This window comes from Streptomyces sp. NPDC093546 (assembly GCF_044765045.1).
In the GTDB taxonomy this organism is placed as follows: Bacteria; Actinomycetota; Actinomycetes; order Streptomycetales; family Streptomycetaceae; genus Streptomyces.
In genome coordinates, this window is the sequence record NZ_JBIWJG010000018.1 from 99815 (window position 1) to 120908 (window position 21094).

The 21094-nt window shown below is 69.9% G+C and carries 19 protein-coding genes and 5 pseudogenes; 12 read left to right on the forward strand and 12 right to left on the reverse strand.

Going from position 1 to position 21094, the window contains the following annotated elements:
• Window positions 1-15: 15 nt before the first annotated feature.
• The 3 genes and pseudogenes from ACIRNI_RS29165 to ACIRNI_RS29175 all read left to right on the forward strand — a co-directional run.
• Window positions 16-499, forward strand: a pseudogene (locus ACIRNI_RS29165) (amidohydrolase family protein); the annotation flags it as partial.
• 241 nt (window positions 500-740) lie between these two features.
• Window positions 741-2132 carry a dihydropyrimidinase gene (gene hydA, locus ACIRNI_RS29170; protein WP_403555933.1) on the forward strand — a complete coding sequence of 464 codons (1392 nt, stop codon included), beginning with the start codon at window positions 741-743 and terminating at the stop codon, window positions 2130-2132.
• An 11-nt stretch (window positions 2133-2143) separates the two neighbouring features.
• Window positions 2144-3145, forward strand: a complete 1002-nt coding sequence (locus ACIRNI_RS29175; protein ID WP_403555935.1) for a TIGR03842 family LLM class F420-dependent oxidoreductase — start codon at window positions 2144-2146, stop codon at window positions 3143-3145.
• A gap of 27 nt (window positions 3146-3172) precedes the next feature.
• Here the strand turns inward: ACIRNI_RS29175 and ACIRNI_RS29180 are convergent.
• A pseudogene (locus ACIRNI_RS29180) lies at window positions 3173-3808 on the reverse strand (transposase); the annotation flags it as partial.
• A pseudogene (locus tag ACIRNI_RS29185) lies at window positions 3718-4199 on the reverse strand (transposase family protein). The pseudogenes ACIRNI_RS29185 and ACIRNI_RS29180, both read right to left, overlap by 91 nt.
• A 409-nt stretch (window positions 4200-4608) precedes the next feature.
• Between ACIRNI_RS29185 and ACIRNI_RS29190 the strand changes: the two are divergent.
• On the forward strand, window positions 4609-5511 hold the full coding sequence (locus tag ACIRNI_RS29190) for a hypothetical protein (protein ID WP_403555937.1): 903 nt from the start codon (window positions 4609-4611) through the stop codon (window positions 5509-5511).
• A 231-nt stretch (window positions 5512-5742) separates the two neighbouring features.
• Here ACIRNI_RS29190 and ACIRNI_RS29195 read toward each other — a convergent pair whose 3' ends face one another.
• Window positions 5743-5949, reverse strand: a complete 207-nt coding sequence (locus ACIRNI_RS29195) for a transposase (protein ID WP_403555939.1) — start codon at window positions 5947-5949, stop codon at window positions 5743-5745.
• A 248-nt stretch (window positions 5950-6197) separates the two neighbouring features.
• Between ACIRNI_RS29195 and ACIRNI_RS29200 the strand changes: the two genes are divergently transcribed.
• Window positions 6198-6713, forward strand: a complete 516-nt coding sequence (locus ACIRNI_RS29200) for a GNAT family N-acetyltransferase (RefSeq protein WP_403555941.1) — start codon at window positions 6198-6200, stop codon at window positions 6711-6713.
• A gap of 559 nt (window positions 6714-7272) precedes the next feature.
• Window positions 7273-7695: a glycosyltransferase gene (locus ACIRNI_RS29205; protein ID WP_403555943.1), complete on the forward strand. Its 423-nt coding sequence runs from the start codon at window positions 7273-7275 to the stop codon at window positions 7693-7695.
• 196 nt (window positions 7696-7891) lie between these two features.
• Here the strand turns inward: ACIRNI_RS29205 and ACIRNI_RS29210 are convergent, their stop codons facing one another.
• Together ACIRNI_RS29210 and ACIRNI_RS29215 are read right to left on the reverse strand one after the other, a co-directional pair.
• Window positions 7892-10168 (reverse strand): FG-GAP repeat domain-containing protein, encoded by a 2277-nt coding sequence (locus ACIRNI_RS29210; protein ID WP_403555945.1) that lies wholly within the window; start codon window positions 10166-10168, stop codon window positions 7892-7894.
• A 356-nt stretch (window positions 10169-10524) separates the two neighbouring features.
• On the reverse strand, window positions 10525-12603 hold the full coding sequence (locus ACIRNI_RS29215; protein WP_403555947.1) for a SpoIIE family protein phosphatase: 2079 nt from the start codon (window positions 12601-12603) through the stop codon (window positions 10525-10527).
• A 590-nt stretch (window positions 12604-13193) separates the two neighbouring features.
• On the opposite strand from ACIRNI_RS29215, the gene ACIRNI_RS29220 reads away from it, so the two are divergent.
• Genes ACIRNI_RS29220 through ACIRNI_RS29230 form a run of 3 tightly spaced genes read left to right on the forward strand, consistent with a single transcriptional unit; the run spans window position 13194 to window position 14950 of the window.
• The gene (locus tag ACIRNI_RS29220; protein WP_403555949.1) at window positions 13194-14264 is read left to right on the forward strand and encodes an AAA-associated domain-containing protein; all 1071 of its coding nucleotides are present in this window, start codon (window positions 13194-13196) and stop codon (window positions 14262-14264) included.
• A gap of 5 nt (window positions 14265-14269) precedes the next feature.
• Window positions 14270-14764, forward strand: coding sequence for an MgtC/SapB family protein (locus tag ACIRNI_RS29225; RefSeq protein ID WP_403555951.1), 495 nt, complete (start codon window positions 14270-14272; stop codon window positions 14762-14764).
• A gap of 3 nt (window positions 14765-14767) precedes the next feature.
• Window positions 14768-14950, forward strand: coding sequence for a hypothetical protein (locus ACIRNI_RS29230; RefSeq protein WP_403555967.1), 183 nt, complete (start codon window positions 14768-14770; stop codon window positions 14948-14950).
• A gap of 16 nt (window positions 14951-14966) precedes the next feature.
• On the opposite strand, the gene ACIRNI_RS29235 is transcribed toward ACIRNI_RS29230, so the two are convergent.
• Window positions 14967-15242 carry a hypothetical protein gene (locus ACIRNI_RS29235; protein WP_403555973.1) on the reverse strand — a complete coding sequence of 92 codons (276 nt, stop codon included), beginning with the start codon at window positions 15240-15242 and terminating at the stop codon, window positions 14967-14969.
• Here ACIRNI_RS29235 and ACIRNI_RS29240 point away from each other — a divergent pair.
• The 3 genes and pseudogenes from ACIRNI_RS29240 to ACIRNI_RS29250 all read left to right on the forward strand — a co-directional run bounded on the left by ACIRNI_RS29240 (window position 15185) and on the right by ACIRNI_RS29250 (window position 16671).
• On the forward strand, window positions 15185-15523 hold the full coding sequence (locus ACIRNI_RS29240) for a UDP binding domain-containing protein (RefSeq protein ID WP_403555969.1): 339 nt from the start codon (window positions 15185-15187) through the stop codon (window positions 15521-15523). The genes ACIRNI_RS29235 and ACIRNI_RS29240 overlap by 58 nt on opposite strands.
• A gap of 151 nt (window positions 15524-15674) precedes the next feature.
• A pseudogene (locus tag ACIRNI_RS29245) lies at window positions 15675-15911 on the forward strand (dihydropyrimidinase); the annotation flags it as partial.
• Window positions 15912-15922: 11 nt separating this feature from the next.
• Window positions 15923-16671, forward strand: a pseudogene (locus ACIRNI_RS29250) (TIGR03842 family LLM class F420-dependent oxidoreductase).
• 243 nt (window positions 16672-16914) lie between these two features.
• On the opposite strand, the gene ACIRNI_RS29255 reads toward ACIRNI_RS29250, so the two are convergent.
• From ACIRNI_RS29255 to ACIRNI_RS29280, 6 genes are all read right to left on the reverse strand, one after another.
• Window positions 16915-17085 (reverse strand): hypothetical protein, encoded by a 171-nt coding sequence (locus tag ACIRNI_RS29255; RefSeq protein ID WP_359854194.1) that lies wholly within the window; start codon window positions 17083-17085, stop codon window positions 16915-16917.
• 549 nt (window positions 17086-17634) lie between these two features.
• The gene (locus tag ACIRNI_RS29260) at window positions 17635-17901 is read right to left on the reverse strand and encodes a DUF4235 domain-containing protein (RefSeq protein WP_403555953.1); all 267 of its coding nucleotides are present in this window, start codon (window positions 17899-17901) and stop codon (window positions 17635-17637) included.
• Entirely contained in the window at window positions 17898-18353 is a 456-nt protein-coding gene (locus ACIRNI_RS29265) for a DUF3618 domain-containing protein (protein WP_403555955.1), read from the reverse strand. Before ACIRNI_RS29265 ends, ACIRNI_RS29260 begins: the two co-directional genes overlap by 4 nt.
• On the reverse strand, window positions 18350-18769 hold the full coding sequence (locus tag ACIRNI_RS29270) for a phage holin family protein (protein WP_403555971.1): 420 nt from the start codon (window positions 18767-18769) through the stop codon (window positions 18350-18352). The genes ACIRNI_RS29265 and ACIRNI_RS29270 overlap by 4 nt, the downstream gene beginning before the upstream one ends.
• 2 nt (window positions 18770-18771) lie before the next feature.
• Window positions 18772-19029 (reverse strand): YegP family protein, encoded by a 258-nt coding sequence (locus tag ACIRNI_RS29275; RefSeq protein WP_403555957.1) that lies wholly within the window; start codon window positions 19027-19029, stop codon window positions 18772-18774.
• 87 nt (window positions 19030-19116) lie between these two features.
• The gene (locus ACIRNI_RS29280; RefSeq protein ID WP_403555959.1) at window positions 19117-20025 is read right to left on the reverse strand and encodes a phosphatase PAP2 family protein; all 909 of its coding nucleotides are present in this window, start codon (window positions 20023-20025) and stop codon (window positions 19117-19119) included.
• Between the last annotated feature and the right edge of the window lie 1069 nt (window positions 20026-21094).

Sequence of the window (21094 nt, forward strand, 5' to 3'; positions counted from 1 at the left end):
GAAGGGGGCCGCACCATGAGCACCACCCGCACCCTCATCCGCAACGGCCTCGTCATCACCGCCTCCGACGAGACCCACGCCGACATCCTGATCGAGGACGGCCGCGTCGCCGCCCTCGCCGCCCACGGCACGGACACCGCCGCCTCCTGGACGGCGTCCGCCGAGCGCGTGATCGACGCGACCGGCAAGTACGTCATCCCGGGCGGCGTCGACGCCCACACCCACCTCGACTTCCCCTTCGGCGGCACCTTCTCCGCCGACGACTTCGAGAGCGGCACGCGCGCCGCCGCCTGGGGCGGCACCACCACCATCGTGGACTTCGCCGTCCAGACGGCGGGCCACGCGCTGCGCGAGGGACTGGACGCCTGGCACGCCAAGGCCGACGGCAAGTGCGCGATCGACTACGCCTTCCACATGATCGTCTCCGACGTGAACGACGCGTCGCTCAAGGAGATGGACCTGTTGATCGAGGAAGGCGTGAGCTCGTTCAAGGGTTTCGTTGGCGCGCGTGACCAGAGATGTTCACGGGTGACGGGCGGTGCGCTGGGGGAGGAGGGCCGTTCGGCACGGTCGAGGGCGCGGGGCGCCCGGCGTGCCGGGGGGTGAGGGCGCGGGTGGACGGCTGAGCTGTCCAGCCGCGCCGGGCGGCAGTTCCACGACTGGCCAGGTTGCCGCGGATGTGAAAGCGGTGGTCGGCGCCTCTGTTCTCCTCGGATGCGATGTGAAGGGACTTCTCACGCATGACTCGGACTCTCATTTCCGGCGGTCTTGTGATCACTGCCGCCGAAGAACTGCACGCGGACGTGCTGGTCGAGAACAGCAGGGTGGTGGCCATGGCCACGCCGGGCAGCCAGCAGTGGACCGCCGAGCGTGTCATCGACGCATCACAGAAGTACGTGATTCCGGGCGGTGTCGATGCGCACACGCATATGGAATTGCCCTTCGGTGGAACGTTTGCGTCGGACTCGTTCGAGACGGGGACCCAGGCGGCGGCGTGGGGCGGGACGACGACCATCGTCGACTTCGCTGTCCAGACCATCGGCCACAGCCTGCGTGAGGGGTTGGACGCCTGGCATGCCAAAGCCGACGGTAAATGCGCCATCGACTATGCCTTCCATATGATCCTCTCCGACGTCGACGAGAATTCTCTCAAGGAGATGGACCTTCTTGTCGAGGAAGGCGTGAGCTCGTTTAAATTGTTTATGGCGTATCCGGGGGTATTTTATTCGGATGACGGGCGGATCCTGCGTGCCATGCAGCGGGCCTCGGTCAACGGGGGCCTGATCATGATGCACGCCGAGAACGGCATCGCCATCGACGTTCTGGTCGAGCAGGCCCTCGCCCGTGGTGAGACCGATCCCCGCTTCCACGGCGAGGTGCGCAAGGTCCTGCTGGAGGCGGAGGCCACGCACCGCGCGATCCAGCTCGCGCGCGTCGCGGGCGCCCCGCTCTACGTCGTGCACGTGTCGGCGGAGGAGGCGGTCGCCGAGCTCGCCGCCGCTCGCGACAAGGGCCTGCCGGTGTTCGGCGAGACCTGCCCGCAGTACCTGTTCCTGTCCACCGACAACCTCGCCGAGCCGGGTTTCGAGGGCGCCAAGTACGTGTGCAGTACGCCGTTGAGGCCGCGCGAGCACCAGGCGGCGCTCTGGCGGGGGCTGCGCACCAACGACCTCCAGGTCGTCTCCACCGACCACTGCCCGTTCTGCTTCAACGGGCAGAAGGAGCTGGGCCGCGGTGACTTCTCCAAGATCCCCAATGGGCTTCCGGGCGTGGAGAACCGTATGGACCTTCTGCATCAGGCTGTTGTTGATGGGCACATCAGCCGGCGCCGCTGGATCGAGATTGCCTGCGCGACCCCGGCGCGGATGTTCGGCCTCTATCCGAAGAAGGGCACGATCGCCCCCGGCGCCGATGCCGACATCGTGATCTACGACCCGCACGCCGAGCAGGTCATCTCCGCCGAGACGCACCACATGAGCGTCGACTACTCGGCGTACGAGGGGAAGACCGTCACGGGCCGGGTGGAGACGGTCCTCTCGCGCGGCGAGGTCGTCATCGACCGCCGCACCTACACCGGCCGGGCCGGGCACGGTCTCTACACGCCGCGCTCCACCTGCCAGTACCTGAACTAGGAGGCCCCGCCGTGGACTTCGGACTCGTCCTGCAGACCGACCCGCCCGCGTCGCAGGTCGTCGGCCTGATGCGGCGCGCGGAGCGCAACGGCTTCCGCTACGGCTGGACCTTCGACTCCGCCGTGCTCTGGCAGGAGCCGTTCGTCATCTACAGCCAGGTCCTGGAACACACCCGGAAGCTGACCATCGGCCCGATGGTCACCAACCCGGGCACCCGGACCTGGGAAGTGACCGCCTCCACCTTCGCCACCCTCAACGACATGTTCGGCAACCGCACCGTCTGCGGCATCGGCCGAGGCGACTCCGCCATGCGCGTCGCCGGCCGCAAGCCCAACACCCTCGCCCGCCTCGGCGAGGCCATCGACGTCATCCGCGACCTCGCCGAGGGCCGCGAGGCGCTCGTCGACGGCCAGCCGGTCCGCATCCCCTGGGTGAAGAACGGCAAGCTCCCGGTCTGGATGGCCGCGTACGGCCCGAAGGCCCTCGCCCTGGCGGGCCAGAAGGCGGACGGCTTCATCCTCCAGCTCGCCGACCCCTTCCTCACCGAGTGGATGGTCGCGGCCGTGCGCAGGGCCGCCGTGGAGGCCGGCCGCGACCCCGCCTCGATCACCATCTGCGTCGCCGCGCCCGCGTACGTCGGCGACGACCTGGCGCACGCGCGCGACCAGTGCCGCTGGTTCGGCGGCATGGTCGGCAACCACGTCGCCGACCTGGTGAGCCGCTACGGCGAGCACTCGTCCATGGTCCCCGAGGCCCTCACCTCGTACATCAAGGCCCGCCAGGGCTACGACTACAGCCACCACGGCCGCGCCGGAAACCCCTCGACGGACTTCGTCCCCGACGAGATCGTCGACCGCTTCTGCCTCCTGGGCCCTCCGGCCGCCCACATCGCCAAGCTGAAGGCGCTCCGGGCACTGGGCGTCGACCAGTTCGCCGTCTACGCCATGCACGACGCGAAGGAAGCGACGATCGACGCGTACGGCTCCGACATCATCCCCGCACTTACCGACTGAACACGATGACTGGGCGACCGACGGCCCGTACCGGGTCTTGTCGAAGCCGGGAGGCCGGCCGCCGCGTGAACCCCTTCGCAGGCGGGCCGCCTTGGTGTCGCTCTTCTCCGGGATCACGTGCCGGATACCGCGTCGCCGCAGGTAGGAGCGGATCAAGCCGTTGCTGTATGCCTTGTCGGCGCCGACGCTGTCCGGTAGCTGCCGAGGTCTGCCCGTGCCGGGCCGGGGGACGCGGATCTTGTCCATGACCGGCTCGAACTGGGTGCAGTCCGCCCGCTGGCCGGGCGTGATGATCAGGGAGAGCGGGCGGCACTTGCCGTCCGCACTCAGGTGGACCTTGCAGGTCAGCCCACCGCGCGAGCGGCCGGGGGCCTCGCCTGGTGCACCGCCTCCGCCAGGAACGGGCACGTGCGGACGTGCGCCCGCACGTGAACTGATCTTTGTGCGGATCCCTTTAAGGAGCCGGGTGGTGTTCGAGGCGGCACCTTCGGGGCCCCGGCGACGTGCTGGTGGGCGCGGATCGACGTGGAGTCGATGTTGATCTTCCAGTCGATGAGCCTTTTCCATCTTGATCAGGTGGCGAGTTCGAGTGCGACGACGGCACGGACGACGGCGGTGATCCGGGTGGTGCTGCAGCGGAGCTTCCTCAGGAGGCGCCAGCATTTGAGGGTGGTCATGGCGCGTTCGCCGAGACTGCGGATCTTGGCGTGATCGCGGTTGTGACGACGACGCCAGCCGCGCAGGTTCTTGCCCCGGGACGGGACGCGGACAGCAGGGCCTGCGCCCTGATACGCCTTGTCAGCCCAGCACTTGACGTCATCAGCGGCGAGAGCGGCGGGAATGCCGTGGGTCCGGGCCGCGGTCAGATCGTGCACGGCTCCGGGTAGCACGTCCGAGTACAAATCAGACGGCCGGCTGGATCCGTGAGGACCTGCACGTTCATCCCGTGGTGCTTCTTCTTCCCCGAGTAGTACGGCCTGTCGGCGGCGATGCGGTCGATTGGCAGCACGGTGCCGTCGAGGATCACGTACGCCTTCTTCCGTACCGTCGTCATGGCCTGTTCCAGCGTGGGCGCGAGAGCGGCCAGGAGGTCTACGGCCTCGCGTATGTACCGGTGGACCGTCGCGATCCCGACGCGGAAACCTGCTGCCGAGGCGGGCGTAGGTGTCGCCGCAGCGCAGGTGGGCCAGGACGAGCACGGCCTGCCGGCCACAGGTCAGGCGCCGCCACCGGGAGCCGATCCGACTTCGGTGGCCTGCGAGGAGACCGGATAGGTGCTGCAGAGTGCGGCTGGAGAGATCGATACCGGACGGGTAAACAAGCACGCGTAAGCTCCTGGCAGATTGGTGATCTTGGTCGAAAACCCATCTACCAGGGGCTTCACCCTGTTGTCAGCCCAACGGCGTACTGCTGATGCAGGTTGAAGAAGCTCAGTGTCAGTGCGGTGCTGTTCACTTGGCCGCATGGACGCCTCCGCTCTGCGCGCCCGTCTGAACGACGCCTGGCGCGCGCCCGAATTGCACTGCCCGCTGCCCACTCATGGGGCAGGGCATGTCTGTGTGCCCAGTGAGGCGGAGGATCTGGCCGAGCTGGAGCGCGTCGCCGCGGACGTGGTCGACGGGGCAAGTCTGCCCGTACGTGCGTGGGTCGTGGGGGGTACGGCGGCAGGGGTGCCCGACGGTCCGCCGGTGGGCGGGGACGGCGGGCTCCCCATCGGCGGCGAGGGCGGGCTGCTTGAGCTACGCGGGTGGGTGCTGACCGAGCACTGGTTCGGATACGGCGTGACGGCCTCCCCCGATGGCCCGCGCCGCGTCGTGATCCTGGCCCGGCGCGCGTTCACCCGCCCGCCCGGTGTCGGGTGGGTGGAGTTGCTGCGGCAGGTCACCGGGTGGACGGAGCCCGATCGGCGCGGCGTCGACTGGGCCGCGACGGAGGCCGCGCTGGGCACCGCGCTGCCCGGTGACTACAAGGACATCGTCGACGCCTTCGGCGCGGGCAGCTTCGACGAGTACCTGGACCTGCTGGTGCCGGGTGCGCTGGGCACGAATCTGGTCTCGTGGGGCCAGGACATGGCACGGTACGCCGACCTGTACCGGCCATACCCGGTCCACCCCGCGCCTGGCGGCGTGCTCCAATGGGGTGCCTCCGAGCAGGAGCTGACCTTCCACTGGCTGACCGGACCGGCCGATCCCGACGACTGGCCGGTTCTGGTGCAGTACGTGGGCGGTGAGTGGCAGCGCTTCGACTGCGGTACCGGCGAGTTCGTGCTGCGCCTGCTCACCGACCGCACCTCGCCGTTCGCGTTCCCGCCCTCCGCCGGACCGTTCCCCCATTGGTTCGCTTCATGGGAGCTGCCGGAGCGCTGAGCCCTTTCTAACCCGGATGTCAGCGCCGCTGACCATGCTCGGCGAAGCGTCTGGGCCGCCGGGACCGACTGCGGATCTGCTGGTCATGACCTCGCTACAGATTGGTGCGTGCAGTCGTCAGCAGGCCGAGGAGCAGCACAGGTATGAGGTTGGAAAAGGCTCGATGCCGCCCGCCGCGTCGGCGACGGCCTGGACGTACAGGAGCAGCCTCTCCCAGGTGCCGTCGGCCGACTACAGCATGTGCCGTTTGTGGACAGTCTGCCACGGGCCGAAATATTCGGGCAGTTCGCGCCACTGGCAGCCGGTGCTGAGCCGATGGATGATCCCGTTGATCACCTGGCGGTGATCCCGCCACCGGCCGCACCGGTTATTGCTCCTGGGCAACAGCGGCTCCAGCACCGCCCACTCGTTATCGGTGAGATCCCCCCTGCTGAGCATGATCAGAACAATGAACCGCCCCTCGAAGGGATACGACCTTCAGCGAGCAGAAGCCCCGGCCAGCGGCCCGGAAATGAGTTGCCCTGACTGAGGAGGAGCTACTACCGTCACGCTAGCGCGACAGACGCGTGATCTCGGGATGGGGAGGTTGATGAATATGGCCGCCGTCGGCCCTCATCAGCATGCCTTCATCCGGCCCGCGCAATAGCAAAGCGCGGCCCGGTCGCTCATACGACCAGGAGAGACACATGTCTTCCTCTTCTCCATCCGCCCACGCCGACGTGGTCACCAAGCGCCTCGTCCTTCGGTCCTGGACCATGAGCGAGGCCACCGCGGTCCTCGACGACACCCGGTCCCCGCGCTGGGCGGACGACTTTCCCGCCGACGGCGATCGCGTGGTCGCGAGCCTCTTTGACCAGTACCCCGAGTGGCTCGGCACCTATGGCCACCGCCTGATCATCGAGCGCGACAGCGGCTTGGTGGTGGGCTCCATCGGCCTGTTCTGGCCACCCAGCCAAGGTGTCCTTGAGATCGGATACGGCATCGTGGCTTCCCGCCGCGGCCGGGGCTATGCCCCCGAGGCCACCCAGGCCCTGGCCGAGTTCGCCCTCACCGCGCCTGATGTCCACACCGTGTCAGCCAACGTGGAACTGTCGAACTCATCCTCGGTCCGAGTATTGGACAAGGCCGGCTTCCACCGGTGGGCCACCGAGGAGAACGTAGTCAGGTTCAGGTTCACGAGTCCGGACCGCAATCGGCGCTGAACCCCTGAGTCCTGGAGGCAGTACCCTCCAGGACCCTAGCGCGGTGGCTGAGTCCCAGGGCAACCAGCGTGATCGGAGAGACAGAACCTAGCTACCACGGGCGCGCGTCGGCGCGTGCCTGTTCGACCAACGGGGGGTTTCCGCCAGCATTCTCGTGAGGACGGGATTCTGATTGGCGAGTTCGGCCGTGGGGAGCTGACACAATCTCTGGTTTTTGGACGGCGGGTACTGCGTGACGTGCGCCCACTTGCAGAAGGGGTCTTCGCGGGTGCCGTGACCCGGCTGCGTGCCTGCCTCGGGCTGCCCGCTGGCGTGCCCACGGCACCGGGGGACGTCCGGCCGGTCTTCCACGGCTTCAGCCCGTTGGTGGTGCCGCGCCCCGAGGACTGGCCGTCCTGGGTCGAAGTGGCGGGCTATTGGTGGCCCGCGCGCCGGACGGCTGGCCCCCCCGGCCGAACTGGTGGATTTCCTACAGGCCGGTCCGTCCCCGGTGTTCATCGGGTTCGGCAGTATGGCGGCTGGGCAGGGGGAACGGCTCAGTGGGCTGGGGGCTGCGGCGGTGAAGTGGGCAGGCGTGCGCGCGGTGGTGCAGGCGGGGTGGGCCGGTCTGAACGGCTGCGGCGCCGACGTCCTGGCCGTCGGGGACGTCCCGCACGACTGGCTGTTTCCGCGCACCGCGGCCGTCGTCCACCACGCCGGCGCGGGCACCACCGCCGCCGCCCTGCGGGCGGGCGTGCCCGCCGTGCCCGTTCCGGTCATGGCCGACCAGCCCTTCTGGGCGTCTCGGCTGCACGAGCTGGGAGTCGCCCCGCGGCCTGTGCCGTTCCAGGACCTCACCGCCGAAGCCCTCGGCGACGTGATCACGGCCTGCCTGTCCGAGCCGTCCCACCGTCGCCGCGCGGCCGAACTCGTCCGCGCGATCGCCGCAGAGGACGGCGCTGCTTCGCTGGTCGTCCACATCGGCTCAGAGAGCGCCGGGTGAAACCCCATCGCCGTGCTGCTGTGCATGGGTGTCCGAGGCACCCTGCCACGGAACCTGGAGAGGGCGGATGCGGGCCGCTGCTCGTATCCGCCCTCACCGGCGCCTGGGCGCCAACGACGGCCGCGTCGAAAGGACCGTGTGGGCGATCGTCCCGATGTCCCGTTAGAACAGGGTCACCGGATGGAGGCCCACGTCGTCAGAAAACCGAGTTGACGGGTGCCGAGCTCGAGAGCAGGTTGCCCGGGGCGGCGGGCTTGAACGGAGCCGCCGTGTTGCCGGTGCCCGCGTAGAACTTGGCGCCCGAGGTTCCTACCGCGTAGAGATCGGCCCGCCCGTCGCGGTCGGCGTCGCCGATGCCGACGAGGTGGGTGAAGACGCCCCAGCCCCCGCCGATCCTCGTGCGCGGGGCGAAGGTGCCGTCGCCCTTGCCCTCGTACAGCCACAGGACACCGGCCTTGTCGCGGGCGACGAGGTCTCCGGCGGAGGTGCCGGTGATGTTGCCGGTGGCGGTGAGCTGGTTGTAGATCCCCCAGCCCCGGCCGATCTTCTTGCGGGGTGCGAGCGGCGCGCTCGTGCTGCCCGTGCCCTTGTAGAACCACAAGTCGCCGGCGGCGTCGGTGGCGAGGAGGTCGGACTTCCCGTCACCGTCGAGGTCGCTGCCGCCGGTCATCTTGTTGTAGATCTGCCAGCCACCGCCGATCTTCGTACGGCCGGCGAAGTAACCGTTTCCGTGGCCCCGGTAGAGCCAGAGCACGCCGGCGTTGTCACGGGCGACAAGGTCGCCGGCCGGGCTGCCGGCGATGTTCCCGACGGCCTCCAGCTGGTTGTAGATCTGCCAGCCGCCGCCAATCTTCACCCGACCCGTCGAGTACGGCTGCGGCGCGGACGCCACCTTGGCCGAGTCGTCGCGCCACAGCACGCCCGCGGCGTCACGGGACAGCAGGTCCGGTGTGCTGTTGTCCGTGTAGTCGTGCAGGCCGGCCGTACGGGTGACCTTGAAGGTGCCGCTCTGCGCGACGTCCGGACCGATGCCGTTGAGCGGGGAGGCGGTGAAGTCCCAGACGTAGTCGCCGCTGGGCGCGAACTCCTTCACGCCCGCGGCGTTGGGGAGCATCCCGTCCCAGCGGAAGTCAACGGATCCCTTGCCCTCGTAGGCGTTCGCCTGCGCGAAGTCGTACCGCACGCTGCGACCCGTGCCGACATGGCGCACCGTCACGGAGCCCTTGGCGTTGGGCCGGGAGAGCACCCAGCGGAGCAGGGCCTGACCGTTGTTCTTGTCGAGGTCGATGACCGGGGGAGTGGCCGCGGTGTGCAGCGTGAGCACGGTCGGCTCGCCGGTGCTCGCGATGAGCGTGGCGGTGGGCTTGCCGTCCGCCCCGAGTGCGATCCGGTAGACCCCCTCGCCGTGGGCGACCGTACCGCCGCGCACCAGGAGCGCGCCGTCGGCGGTGGGGACGGTGGAGGAGGCGTGGTCGAGGAGCTTGACCGTGGATTTGTCGACGAGGTTGACGGCACTGAGCGCGAAGCGTGGGGACGCTTCGGTCGCGGCGGCGCCGCCCGGAGCCGCGTACGTGACCCAGTCGCCCAGGACGCCGACGTGCGGGCGGATGGAGTTGCCCAGGTCGGCCGCTTCCACGGCCGGCGTGCTCCCCGAACCGTCGCGGGTGGCGTACATGAGCTTGGCGTGCGTGGACGTCGGGGCGTCGACCCAGACCCAGCGGTCCCCGGAGAGGGCCGTGTCGGTGTCGTACGCTGACACGCCCACCTCGCGCTTCTCGACGACGGAGGCGGTGGCGATGTCCACGACGGCGAGGTAGGAGCGGTCGGTGTCGGCATCCGCCGAGACGTACCGGACGAGCGCCGAGCTGTCCGACAGGGCCTCGACGCTCTGGACCCTCGAGTTCGGTGCGAGGCCGGTCACCTGCCGGTCGCTGCCCGCCTGGTTCCCCTCGCCGATCAGACGGAGCTGGCCCACCTTGTTCTGGCTGTCCCAGGACGAGAAGACGAGGGTCCTGCCGACCACGCCCTTCCAGTAGAGCCGGGTGTCGGTCTGGTTGACGACCACGGGCTCGCTGCCCGGCGACGACATGTCATGGAGCAGGTACCGGGTCGTGCCGTCCTCCTTGGCGACGACGGTGTCGGAACCGCCGCCGCGGTACCCGCTGGACCACTCCGGGAGCCCCGTGGTGGTGCCGTCGACGGTGCTGGTCCAGCGGTAGTACGTGTGGTCCCATCGGCGCTCCACCGACAGGAACCCGGTCGGGCCGACACTGAGGATCTGGTCGGTGCGGGGGATGGAGATGACACCGTCGACGGCCGCCTGCGCGTCGGCGGGTCCGGCGTCCGCGGCGACGGCAGCGGTGGGCGTCGCGGCGATCGCGGGCGCCGTCGCGAGGCTCGCACCGCCGGTCACGGCCAGAACGGTGGTGACGGCCGCGACGAGCTGATGTCGGGCGGGACGAACATGGATCAAAGCGGGTTCCTCTCAAGCAATCGGGCGCGCACTAGGAGCTGCGCGCCCGGTCAGACTCTTGATCACGTCAGAAGGTTGTGCCGGGTGGCGATGTCGTCAGGCCGACGGAGGTGTCGCTCAGACGAAGTGGTTCTACCGGCGCTTGGTGCCGTCGAAGTACACCCTGACAGCACGCGGGACCGGCTCATGCGTGCGCCTGCCAGCTGAGCACTGCCCCCTCGCTATGAAGCCGGGCCTCCCATTCGGAAGGCCCGGCTTCGCGCTGCTCTGGCGTCTCCCATAAGGCACCCCCGTCACTGATTGCCGCGGGCCTTCATGAGAAGGCGTACGGGCCACTGCGCGATGCGGACCGCGGGTCAGTGGCGGACGTGGGCGATGAGCAGGGCGACGTCGTCGTGGTCGTCCGGGTGGCGCAGGGCTTCCAGGAGGTAGTCGCAGGTGTCTTCCAGGTGGGGGTGCGGGCCGTCGAGGAGGGTGAGCAGTGCGCCGAGGCGGGCGTCGATGTCCTGGTCGCGGGTCTCGACCAGCCCGTCGGTGTAGAGGACCAGCCGGTCGCCGGGGGCGAGATCGACAGTGGTGGTACTGAAGGGGACGCCGCCGACGCCGAGGGGGGCGCCGGTGGGCAGGTCGAGCAGGGCGGGGGTCTGTCCGGGCCGCATGCGGACGGGCGGCAGGTGTCCGGCGGTGGAGATGTGGCATTGCGCGGCGTGGGGGTCGTAGAGCGCGTAGATGCAGGTGGCGATGTAGGGGTCCAGTCCCGCGGTGATCCGGTCCAGGTTGCGGAGCACCTGCGTGGGCGGGAGTCCGAGTCCGGCGAGCGTTTGGGTGGCGGTACGGAGCCGTCCCATGGTGGTGGCGGCGTTGATGCCGCTGCCCATGACGTCGCCGACGACGAGCGCGGTCCTGTCACCGGGCAGGGGGAGGACGTCGTACCAGTCGCCGCCGACCTCGCCGGCGGCTCCGGCGGGCTGGTAGCGGGAGGCGACTTCCAGGCCGTACAGGGGCGGGGGTGGTTCGGGTAGGAGGCTGCGCTGGAGGGTGAGGGCCGTGTCGCGCTGCCGCTGGTACCAGCGGGCGTTGTCGATGCAGACGGCGGCGCGGGCGGCCAGCTCGGAGGCCAGGGTGGCGTCGTCCTCGGTGAAGGGGTGCGGGTTGCGTGCACGTACGAGGTCGAGCGCGCCGAGGACTTCGCCGCGTGCCACGAGTGGCACGGCCAGGTAGGAGTGGACGCCTGCCCGGGCCAGCATGGTCGCGGCCCTCGGGTCGCGGGCGATGAGGGACAGGTCGGCCTCTTCCACGTGGGGCACCATGACGGGCCGGCTGGTGTTGACGACCCGGGTGACCAGGCGGTCGGCTTCGTAGCGGGCCACTTCGCCGGGAGGGTCGGCGGCGGTGGTGACGTCGGTGGGGTAGGCGGCGGCGACGGCCAGGGCGCGGAAGAGCGCGGGCCCGTGGGCCGGTGCGGTGGTGCGGTGGCCGGTCAGGGCGGAGTCGAGGACGTCCACGGCGGCCATGTCGGCGAGCTCGGGGACGGCGACGTCGGCCAGCTCGCGGGCGGTCTGCACGAGGTCCAGCGTGGTGCCGATGCGTACGGAGGCATCCGCGACCACCGCCAGCCGATGCCGGGCGCGGTCGGCTTCCAGGGCCGCGCGGTGGCGGTCGGTGACATCGACCACCGAGGTGCCCACGCCCAGCACCTTCCCGCTCGGGTCCTCCAGCCGGTAGTAGGAGACCGACCAGGCGTGCTCGGTGTTCGGGTCGGCGTCGGTGCGGCCGACGGCATGCTGGTCCACCAGCGGCGTACCGGTGGCCAGGACCCGCCGCATCGCGGATTCGATGCTGTCGGCGTCGAGGAAGGGCAGCGCGTCGCGCACGGTCCGGCCGAGGTGCTCCTCGGCGGGCAGGCCGTTGATCCGCTCCAGGGCCGGGTTGACCATGACGTACCGCAGGTCGGTGTCGAGGACGGCCAGCCCGATGGGGGACTGGTCGACCAGCCGCACGGACAGCGCCAGGTCCTGCTCCACCCGCCGCAGCACCGCCTGGTCGGTGGCCAGCCCCAGGGCGTACGGATCACCGCGGTCGTCCAGGAGCCGCATGTTGCGGAACTCCAGCAGCCGGGTGCCGCCGTCCTTGTGCCGTACGGGGAAGACCCCCGCCCAGATGCCTTCACCCTCCATCACCTGGGCGAACAGACGGAGCACCAGGTCGACGTGCTCGTCGGCGACCATCAGGTGGGCGGCGAACCGGCCGAGCGCCTCCTCGGCGCTGTAGCCCAGCAGCGCCTCGGCCTGCGGGCTCCAGAACACGATCCGCCCGTCCGCGTCGAGGACGACCGCCGCCACCCCCAGCACGTCCAGCAACCCACCCGGCGGCGAAGGCCCCAGCTCCGCCCGCCCAGCGGGACCGAGATCGGCCTGGAACCCGTCTGTATCCATGGCCAGATGTCTCCTTCCACCGGGCCGGTGGTGACCGCAGTGCTGCAAGCGGGGGGACGTGGTGCTTCCCATCGTCTCTCCGGTCGAGTGGCTCCCGCAGCCCGTGCGTACGCGGATCCGCTGACATCCGTGCGCCACGTGGGGTAGTCGTTTCAGGGGTGCTCGGTTGTAGCCCCTACTGACCCCCAAATGGGTGATCGCGCTGGCGGAACTGTAGGTCTGCGGTGATCGGCGGGCCTCGCAAAGAGCGGGGCCTCCCCACGATGCGGGCTCTGTCCTTTCCCGAGGTCAGAGCCTGCCGTGATTTTGTGAAGTCTTGTGCGAGGGGGTTGGCTGCTGCCCAAGTCTTCAGCCGTCGACGGCGTCGACCCTGCACCACCTGTCGGGGCTGGCTGATGCGGGGGCAGCGGTTCCGTTCGGGCCGGGTGAGCCCGCCCTGTGCCGGTAATCCTGCGGGCATGGGGGGCTCGGGGGCTGACGGTGGGCTGCTGAGTGAGGCGGTTCACGCGCCAGGTGAGGGCGCGTGCTGATGCTCGTGCATCGTCCAGTGGCCGCTGGTCGGCTGCCTGCTTCAGTTGCGTGGCGGGTTCATGCCCGGCCGCTTCGGCGTCGGCAAGGACGGCCTGCAGATCAACTCCGCCGGCGGCCCCGCCGGCGGCCCGGGCGGCGGCCCGGTGATCGACCACGACGCCCACGGCAAGGCCGGGGGCAACCTCACCGACGTACAGATCGCCATGCAGGGCGAGACCCGCGGCAAGCTCGGCAAGGCCAGGTCCCACCACGGCCGCGCCAAGGGCAAGGACTCCCTCACCGCCGTCCTGGACACCACGATCGACTTCCTCGTCGCGGGCGAGCGGGAGCGGCTGTTCGACGGCTACCGGGCGATCGTCTTCACCGCGTGGCCGGGCCGCGGACCAGCCCGACGGCTTGGTCCTCGATGGCGAGCTGGTCGTGTGGGTAGAGGGCCGGATGTCGTTCGAGGCGCTCCAGCGGCGAGCCGTCTCCGGAGGGAGGACCGCCGCCGCCTCGCCCAGGAGATGCCGGCGCACTTCATCGCCTTCGACCTCCTCCAACTCGACGGCCAGGAGCTGCCGCACGTCCCGTACGGCGAGCGGCGCGCGCAGCTGGAGCAGCTGTTCACCGACCGCGGGCTGAGCGCCCCGTGGACGCTCTGCTCGGAGATGACCCGACCCGGCGACGGCGCAGGAGTGAAAATGCTCCTCCACCGCGGCGGCAGCAGCGACCTGGCAGATCTCGCCGACGACCTCGGCCTGGAGATCGACGACATCCTCCCGCTCGTCGACGCCCTCGACCTACTCGGCTTCGCGAAGGTCAGCGACGGCGACCTGCTGCTCACCGACACGGGTACCGCCTTCGCCGGCGCCGACGTCCAGCAGTCGAAGACCATCTTCGCCGAGGCCGCCCTGGGAGCGCCGCTGATCCGGCTGATCACCACCAGTCTGCGTCAGAACCGCGACGGCACCCTGCGTGCCGGGTTCTTCCGCGACGTGCTCGCCCACCACTTCACCAGCGAGCAGGTCACCCGGCAGTTGGAGACCGCCACCGACTGGGGCCGCTACGCCGAGCTGTACTCCTACGACGCCGAACCGCGGGAGTACCGCCTCGTCGACAGCGACGAGACCGCCCCTCGCAAGGAGTGAGCACGATGAACGCACTGAACTTCGCCGCGTGCGTGGGGGAGGCCATGCTCGCCGGGGCCCTCATAGGCGTCGAGCGCCAGTGGCGCCAGCGCATGGCCGGGCTCCGCACCAACACCCTCGTCGCCACCGGAGCCGCCCTCTTCGTCCTGCTGTCGACATCCTTCGGTTCCGGCGACCCCAGCCGGGTCGCCGCCCAGGTCGTCTCCGGCATCGGATTCCTCGGCGCCGGTGTCATGCGCGACGGGCTGAACGTCTCCGGCATCAACACCGCTGCCACCCTTTGGTGTTCGGCCGCCGTCGGCTCCCTGGCCGGTGCTGGGCTGCACGGCTTCGCCATGGCCGGCGCGGTCGCCGTGGTCGCGGTCAACACCGCCGTACGGTCCATCGCCCACCGCCTCGATCGCCAGCCCGGTTCCGGCGACGAGGTTCCCACCCCCTACACCGTCGAAACGGTCGTCGCCGCCTGCGACGAGGCCCATGTCCGAACGTTGCTGGTGTAGTCGCTGTCCGGCTCCGCCAGCCGGCTCCATGCTGTGGCCTCGACTGGCGGTCCCGAGGACGGCCCAGTCCGCATCCGCGCCGAAATCACCGCCGACGGTGCCGACAGCACCCCGGTCGAGATGGCGGTCGCCCGCATCAGCATGGAGCCCGCGGTCGCCTCCGCCTCCTGGCGACAAGCCGGATAGACGGCTGCCCTGGGTCCTACCGCTCGGTCACCGGCCGGTGCGCCCGCCGTGCCCCGCCGACGGGTGCGGGCCTTTCCTGCGCGACCGCCGGGGCCTCCTCGGCGCCGACCTCCGGGCCGGCATCGGCCGCGGCCTCACGAGCCGCCAGTACGGCCACCTCCAGCAGGCCCCGCACCTGCGCGCCTCCGGCGCGGTAGTAGATCCTGGTGCCCTCCCTCCGGGAGGTCACCAGACCTGCCGCGCGCAGCTTGGCCAGGTGCTGGGAGGTCGCGGCGACATGGGCGCCCAGCATCTAACACCGGGGACGTACGGGAGTCTCCCGCCGTCAGCGTCGCCGAACTGCTGATGGCGCGCGGCGCGCGGGTCCGGGCCGTGGAGCCGCACGCCGACCCACAGTTGCTGCCGCCCGGGGTGCTGTGCGTCGATCTGACCGAGGCGGAGATCGCGGCCACGGACGCGGTCGTGGTCCTGACCGACTACGACGACCTCGACTACGGTCTGGTGGAGCGCCATGCGACGTATGTCTTCGACGCCCGCAACCGCTGCCGGGGAGACCGGATCGACCGCCTGTAACCGGCGGCGGCATGAGAGGTCCGGCAGGCGTGGACCAGCAAAGAGCTGTATGTCGTCACCGCCTGTGCTTCTCGATGACGACGGGTAGCGGCGGAGTCTCCACCATCCTCGCTTCGGCGAACTCATCGGCGAGGCAATCTTCTGAGTCAGGATCGCGCCCGGCGCGGACGCCGACATCGTGATCTACGACCCGCACGCCGAACAGGTCATGTCCGCCGAGACGCACCACATGAGCGTCGACTACTCGGCGTACGAGGGAAAGACCGTCACGGGCCAGGTGGAGACGGTCCTCTCGCGTGGCGAGGTCATCATCGACCACCGCACCTTCACCGGCCGGGCCGGGCACGGCCTGTACACCCCCCGCTCCACCTGCCAGTACCTCGACTAGGAGGCCCCGCCGTGGACTTCGGACTCGTCCTGCAGACCGACCCGCCCGCGTCGCAGGTCGTCGGCCTGATGCGGCGCGCGGAGCGCAACGGCTTCCGCTACGGCTGGACCTTCGACTCCGCCGTCCTGTGGCAGGAGCCCTTCGTCGTCTACAGCCAGATCCTCGAACACACGACGAAGCTCCGCGTCGGCCCGATGGTCACCAACCCGGGCACCCGGACGTGGGAGGTCACGGCCTCCACCTTCGCCACCCTCAACGACATGTCGGCAACCGCACCGTCTGCGGCATCGGCCGCGGCGACTCCGCCATGCGCGTCGCGGGCCGCAAGCCCAACACCCTGGCCCGGCTCGGCGAGGCGATCGACGTCATCCGCGACCTCGCCGAGGGCCGCGAGGCGCTCGTCGACGGCCAGCCGGTCCGCATCCCCTGGGTGAAGAACGGCAAGCTCCCGGTGTGGATGGCCGCGTACGGCCCCAAGGCCCTCGCCCTCGCCGGGCAGAAGGCCGACGGCTTCATCCTCCAGCTCGCCGACCCCTTCCTCACCGAGTGGATGATCGCCGCAGTACGCAAGGCCGCCGAGGAGGCCGGCCGCGACCCCGCCTCGATCACCATCTGCGTCGCCGCGCCCGCGTACGTCGGCGACGACCTGGCGCACGCGCGCGACCAGTGCCGCTGGTTCGGGGTGTACGCGATGCACGACGCCAAGGAGGCGACGATCGACGCGTACGGCTCTGACATCATCCCGGCTCTCATGCGCTGACAGTCCAAAGCAGTGACGCGCCGATGGGTGAGACGTACGGGCACTGTGCTCCGGCAGGCGGCCGAGACTGCTGAGGCCAGATGGACGCACGAGATGCGACCCAAGAGGAGATCTTCTTGAAGTTGTCTACCTGGTGGCACTGACCAGCGTTGATGCGGCTGCACCCGTCCCTGACCTGCGCCGATGAGTCTTTCAGCGTCTTTCAGGATTGTGCGGCGTTACGCGGACTAGGGCTGGCTCCGTTCACCGATGCCGGTGTCGCCGTTCCTGGATCTTCTTCATCTGCTCCTCGATGAGCTTGTTACGGCCCTGGACCTTGTGCCGCGTCTTGCCGCTCTGCTCACCTTGGCCCTTTTGCTGCCGCAACTTCTCAGCCATTTCTTTGGCCCGCTGCTTCATTCCTTCTACGCCCATGACGGCACCTCCTGGCGATTGCTTCAGCCCTATTCACCAGGTTGGCACTCGGACGTCACCCCCGCATCTGGCAGCGCCTGCACCATCGCGGCCCCTTCCCGGGAAGCGGTGCCTCGGAGCGCCTCTTCTTCGCCCGCAGGAGGCGCTGGAACGGGCGCCCGGCGACACCAGGGTCAGCGGGTGGGCATTGATCAGCCCTGACTGGCGCCGGGCTCGTCCTCGTGCCGGACGTAGAACGGTTGGAGCTGTTTCCAGTACCGGTCGAGGTGTCTGTCGGTCTCGCGCAGAGCTTGGCCGGCGGTGGAGTCGAGCATTGAGGCGTGAAGCTCTGCCAGCCGGTCCCCCCGGATCGGGTGAGGGAGTGTGGAGGGCGGTGCGCCGCCAGGGCGCCCTGGCGGCGCTGGGATTCCCGTACCGCCGGCGGTGGCGGGACACCGACCACCATCGCGCGACCAGAACCGTGGCAGTCAGGGCCACCGCGGTGAGGGCGTGCAGTTCACGGTGTGGGGCCACTGTTCCTTCCTCGGTTCCACGGGCGGTCGGCGTGGGTCAGCCGGGCCAGGTGCCGGTCAGGCGGTGCAGCGTGGCGGCGCCGGCCCGGTCGACGGCGGCTTTGACGGCGGCGAAGATCGCTCCCTGTACGGCCGCGGCGAGCAGGACTTCCTGCCAGGTGCGGTCCTGATCGGTGGCATCGGGAGCGTCATCGTCGTGCCCGAGCATCTTCCATGCCTGCTTGAACGCCGCTCCGGCGATCATGCCGCTGGCGGCCCCGAGTGCCAAACCCACGGGCTTGTAGACGATCTTGGAGGCTTTCACCGGCGCCCCTTGTTGCGGCGCTTCTTGACCAGCACCAGCAGCACGAGGGCAGCCACCACCATCAAGGATCCGCGACGCTGGCGCGCGGCCTGCGTGACCTGGCTCGCCTTCTCGGTGACCGCTTCGGGAGTCTTTTCCTGGAACTTGGTCGCCACCGTGGCCGCGGCCTGGGTGATCTGTTCCTTGGCCTGGGCGGCCTTCTCAGCGACCGGGTCGGGAAGCCTGTCCTGCGCCGCCCGCGCGGCCTGGGCCGCCTTGTCCTTGACCTGCTCTGCCTTCTGCTGCATTTGCACCTTTGCCTCAGTCGTCCTCTGCTGGGCCTGTGCTTTCACATCCGCCTTGCCGGCCAGAGCCTCCACCGTCTGCCCGAGCTGCTCGCGTGTGGCCTCGGTCTTCTCGCGCAGCTCCTCGGGCGTCGGGGTCTCGTCACGTGACTGCGACTTGTCGCTCATCGGTGCGCCTTCTCCTTGATCTCGGCCACGTCGGCCTTCACACTGTCGATCGCCCGCTCGGGCGTGGGAGGGGTGGCCTGGGCGACCTGCTTCTTGCCCACCAGGGCCAGGGCACCGGCGATCACCAGCAGCACGCCGCAGACGATCAGCGCCGACGACCACACCGGCAGCACCAGGGCCAGCATGGCGATCCCCGCGGCCACCAGGGCCTGCAGCGCGAGGAACGCCACCATGCCCGCTCCGCCGAACAGACCACCGCCGACACCGAACCGCTTGCCCTTCTGGACCATCTCCGCCTGCGCCAGGCGCATTTCATCACGCACCAGCTGCGACAACTGCTGCGACGCCTGCGTCACCAGCGCCCCAACCGAGTCGTCCTTGCCGCTTGACCCGGTGGGGCGCTCAACGGTGCTCATGGTCATTCACCCGCCCTTCCTCGAAGTACCGCCCCATACGAAGGGCTGCCCCTTTCGATCGTGGTCAGCTTTGCTTGCCCTCGCCTCCGGTCACGTCCTGGTGGGGCGTCGGCGTTGCGTTTGACCGAGTCGATGCCGTTCAGGCCGGCACGGTGGCTTTCGTAGTGCTCGCTGGTCGCGATGACCTGTTCGTTCGTAGCGATCAGCACGAAGTGGTAGCCCTTGCCGGGCTGATGCCGGACCTCATAGCGCGCCGCCATTGCACAGACCTCCGGATTGTCGTGGGCGTGTCACCGCAGCGCCTACCCGGACGAAAAGGAGCCATCCTCAATCCCTTCCCGGGCCGCTCACAGCAGGCTGCGCGCCCACAGCCCGGGAGCCCGGCGGACCAGCCAGGCACTGGCCACTCCGATCACTGCGCCGACGGCCACGTCGCTGGGGTAGTGCGCGCCGGAGTGCACCCGCTCGACTGCGACCGCCACCGCCGGGACCGCGCAGGCAGCGCCCCATCCGGGGCAGGTGCCGGCGACAGCGGCGGTGAAGCCGACAGCGGCAGCGGTGTGCCCGGAAGGAAACGAAGAGCTGTCCGGGCGGTCGTGGACATCCTCATGCGGGATCAGCTCCTTGGGCGGTCTGCGCCGCTCGTAGAGCTGCTTGCACACCGCGTTGGACACCAGCTCCGCCACCCCCATGCCGGCCAGTCCCGCGACCGCGGCCTTCCGCTCCCGGTAGCCGCCGGCAGCGGACATGACCGCCGCCGCGGCCCACCACAGCTTGGTGCGTTCGGCCGCCGACTCCACCGCCGGCAGCACGCGCCGCGCCAGGGGCGAGGTCCAGTGCGCCATGCGCCGGGTGAGCCGACGGTCGCCTTCTTCGAGATCAGCCAAGCCGCTCATGTGCGGCAGGTTCCCGCCACTGCGTCTGACATGCACAGATGGTCGATCCTTGCTGCTGTCACTGGCGGACGGGCATGCGTGGCGCTCGCGAACTGATGACACGGAGGGTGAGGGATGGGTCCAGTCGAGGCGGCGGCGCTCTTCCTCGGTCCACTTGGCGGTGTCGCGCGGTTCGACGTACGGCTCCTCACTTTCGGGATGGCCGCCGTCGATGACGCGCTGGCGGGCCATCTCCGCGTCGAACTCCAGGCCGAGCAGGGCCGCGAGGTGCCAGCGTCCGAAGGGGCTGACAGGCTGGTCCGGGGTGGCACCGAGGACGCCAGGAGGGCCTTTGGTGCGGTATGGGTGTAGCGGGATCACGGCAACCAGCCCAGGTAACTCAACGGTTGCTTCCGTCCGTCGGGGCTGGCAGGCAGGCCCTCTGCGGGCCGACCCCGGTCGTGTCGTCCTCGGCGTCGCAGGGTTCGGAGCCGACGCGGCGCCATGAGCGTGCTAACGCACCGAGGCCGAGGACCTCGGAGGCTTGGGCGTTGCCGACGGGCGGACGTGCCGACCCGCGCGGAGGCGGCGGTGCCGGGCGCGACGGGCGTTGAACAGGCGTTCCTCGTAGCGGTCCAGCGCCAGCATCAGCCCTAAAAAGACGGCGGGCAGCAGGACCGCGATCACCGCCGCGACGGGTGGAGGTGTCAGGCCATCGTCCCGGCCGGAGTACGGGCGGCGTCCAGGACATCGGCCAGCGGCAGCCTCAAGGCTGCGGCAATTTCAGCCAGTTCCTCCTCTGTGGGGGGAACGGGTCCCTGTGCGCCGTCTTGCGCAAAGGCCCTGATCCGCGGGGTGCGAATACCGGCCCGCTCCGCGAGAGCCTGAGCAGTGAGGTGGCGGCGGCGCATGGTTACTTGCAGAAGTTCTCCAAGGTCGGCCATATATCTCGCCTGCCCCGGCCGACCGCCGTCATACGTCGGGTAGCTCTTTTGCAGGAGCACGGCCGGCAATGGCGGCCGACTGTGCGCGCAGCGTGGCCACCGCCCCAGCGGTAGCCCGCAGCAGCTCGGCCGCCACCACGTCCCCGTCCACCTCGATCCCGACTATGGGGAAGGCACCGGGGGAGTCGCCATCGTCTTTCTGACACACGAGCCCGCGCCTACCCACACAGAGGGTGGGGATGCCGCCATCTGCGGCCCGATCGCGGACCTCTTCTCGTCGAGTGGTCCGGATCACCAGGGAAGTCGGGCGAGCACGGTCTTCCCGCCGCCGGGCCCGGGCAGGATGCGTACCTCGTTGGCCACCCTGGCGATCAGTGTCCAGCCCCACCCGCCGCGGGGGGCCGGGGGGGGGGGGGGGGGGGGCCGCGGGGGGGGGGGGGCGGGGGGGGGGGGGGGGGGCCCCCCCCCCCCCGCGGGGGGGGGGGGGGGGGGGGGGGGGGGGGCCG

What these genes read in the sequence shown, in the direction of transcription:
- hydA (WP_403555933.1), top strand. Translation starts at nt 741, where the DNA reads ATGACTCGGACTCTCATTTCCGGCGGTCTTGTGATCACTGCCGCCGAA.
- ACIRNI_RS29190 (WP_403555937.1), top strand. Translation starts at nt 4,609, where the DNA reads ATGGACGCCTCCGCTCTGCGCGCCCGTCTGAACGACGCCTGGCGCGCG.
- ACIRNI_RS29195 (WP_403555939.1), bottom strand. Translation starts at nt 5,949, where the DNA reads ATGCTCAGCAGGGGGGATCTCACCGATAACGAGTGGGCGGTGCTGGAG.
- ACIRNI_RS29200 (WP_403555941.1), top strand. Translation starts at nt 6,198, where the DNA reads ATGTCTTCCTCTTCTCCATCCGCCCACGCCGACGTGGTCACCAAGCGC.
- ACIRNI_RS29215 (WP_403555947.1), bottom strand. Translation starts at nt 12,603, where the DNA reads ATGGATACAGACGGGTTCCAGGCCGATCTCGGTCCCGCTGGGCGGGCG.
- ACIRNI_RS29220 (WP_403555949.1), top strand. Translation starts at nt 13,194, where the DNA reads ATGCCCGGCCGCTTCGGCGTCGGCAAGGACGGCCTGCAGATCAACTCC.
- ACIRNI_RS29225 (WP_403555951.1), top strand. Translation starts at nt 14,270, where the DNA reads ATGAACGCACTGAACTTCGCCGCGTGCGTGGGGGAGGCCATGCTCGCC.
- ACIRNI_RS29235 (WP_403555973.1), bottom strand. Translation starts at nt 15,242, where the DNA reads ATGCTGGGCGCCCATGTCGCCGCGACCTCCCAGCACCTGGCCAAGCTG.
- ACIRNI_RS29255 (WP_359854194.1), bottom strand. Translation starts at nt 17,085, where the DNA reads ATGGGCGTAGAAGGAATGAAGCAGCGGGCCAAAGAAATGGCTGAGAAG.
- ACIRNI_RS29265 (WP_403555955.1), bottom strand. Translation starts at nt 18,353, where the DNA reads ATGAGCGACAAGTCGCAGTCACGTGACGAGACCCCGACGCCCGAGGAG.
- ACIRNI_RS29270 (WP_403555971.1), bottom strand. Translation starts at nt 18,769, where the DNA reads ATGAGCACCGTTGAGCGCCCCACCGGGTCAAGCGGCAAGGACGACTCG.
- ACIRNI_RS29275 (WP_403555957.1), bottom strand. Translation starts at nt 19,029, where the DNA reads ATGGCGGCGCGCTATGAGGTCCGGCATCAGCCCGGCAAGGGCTACCAC.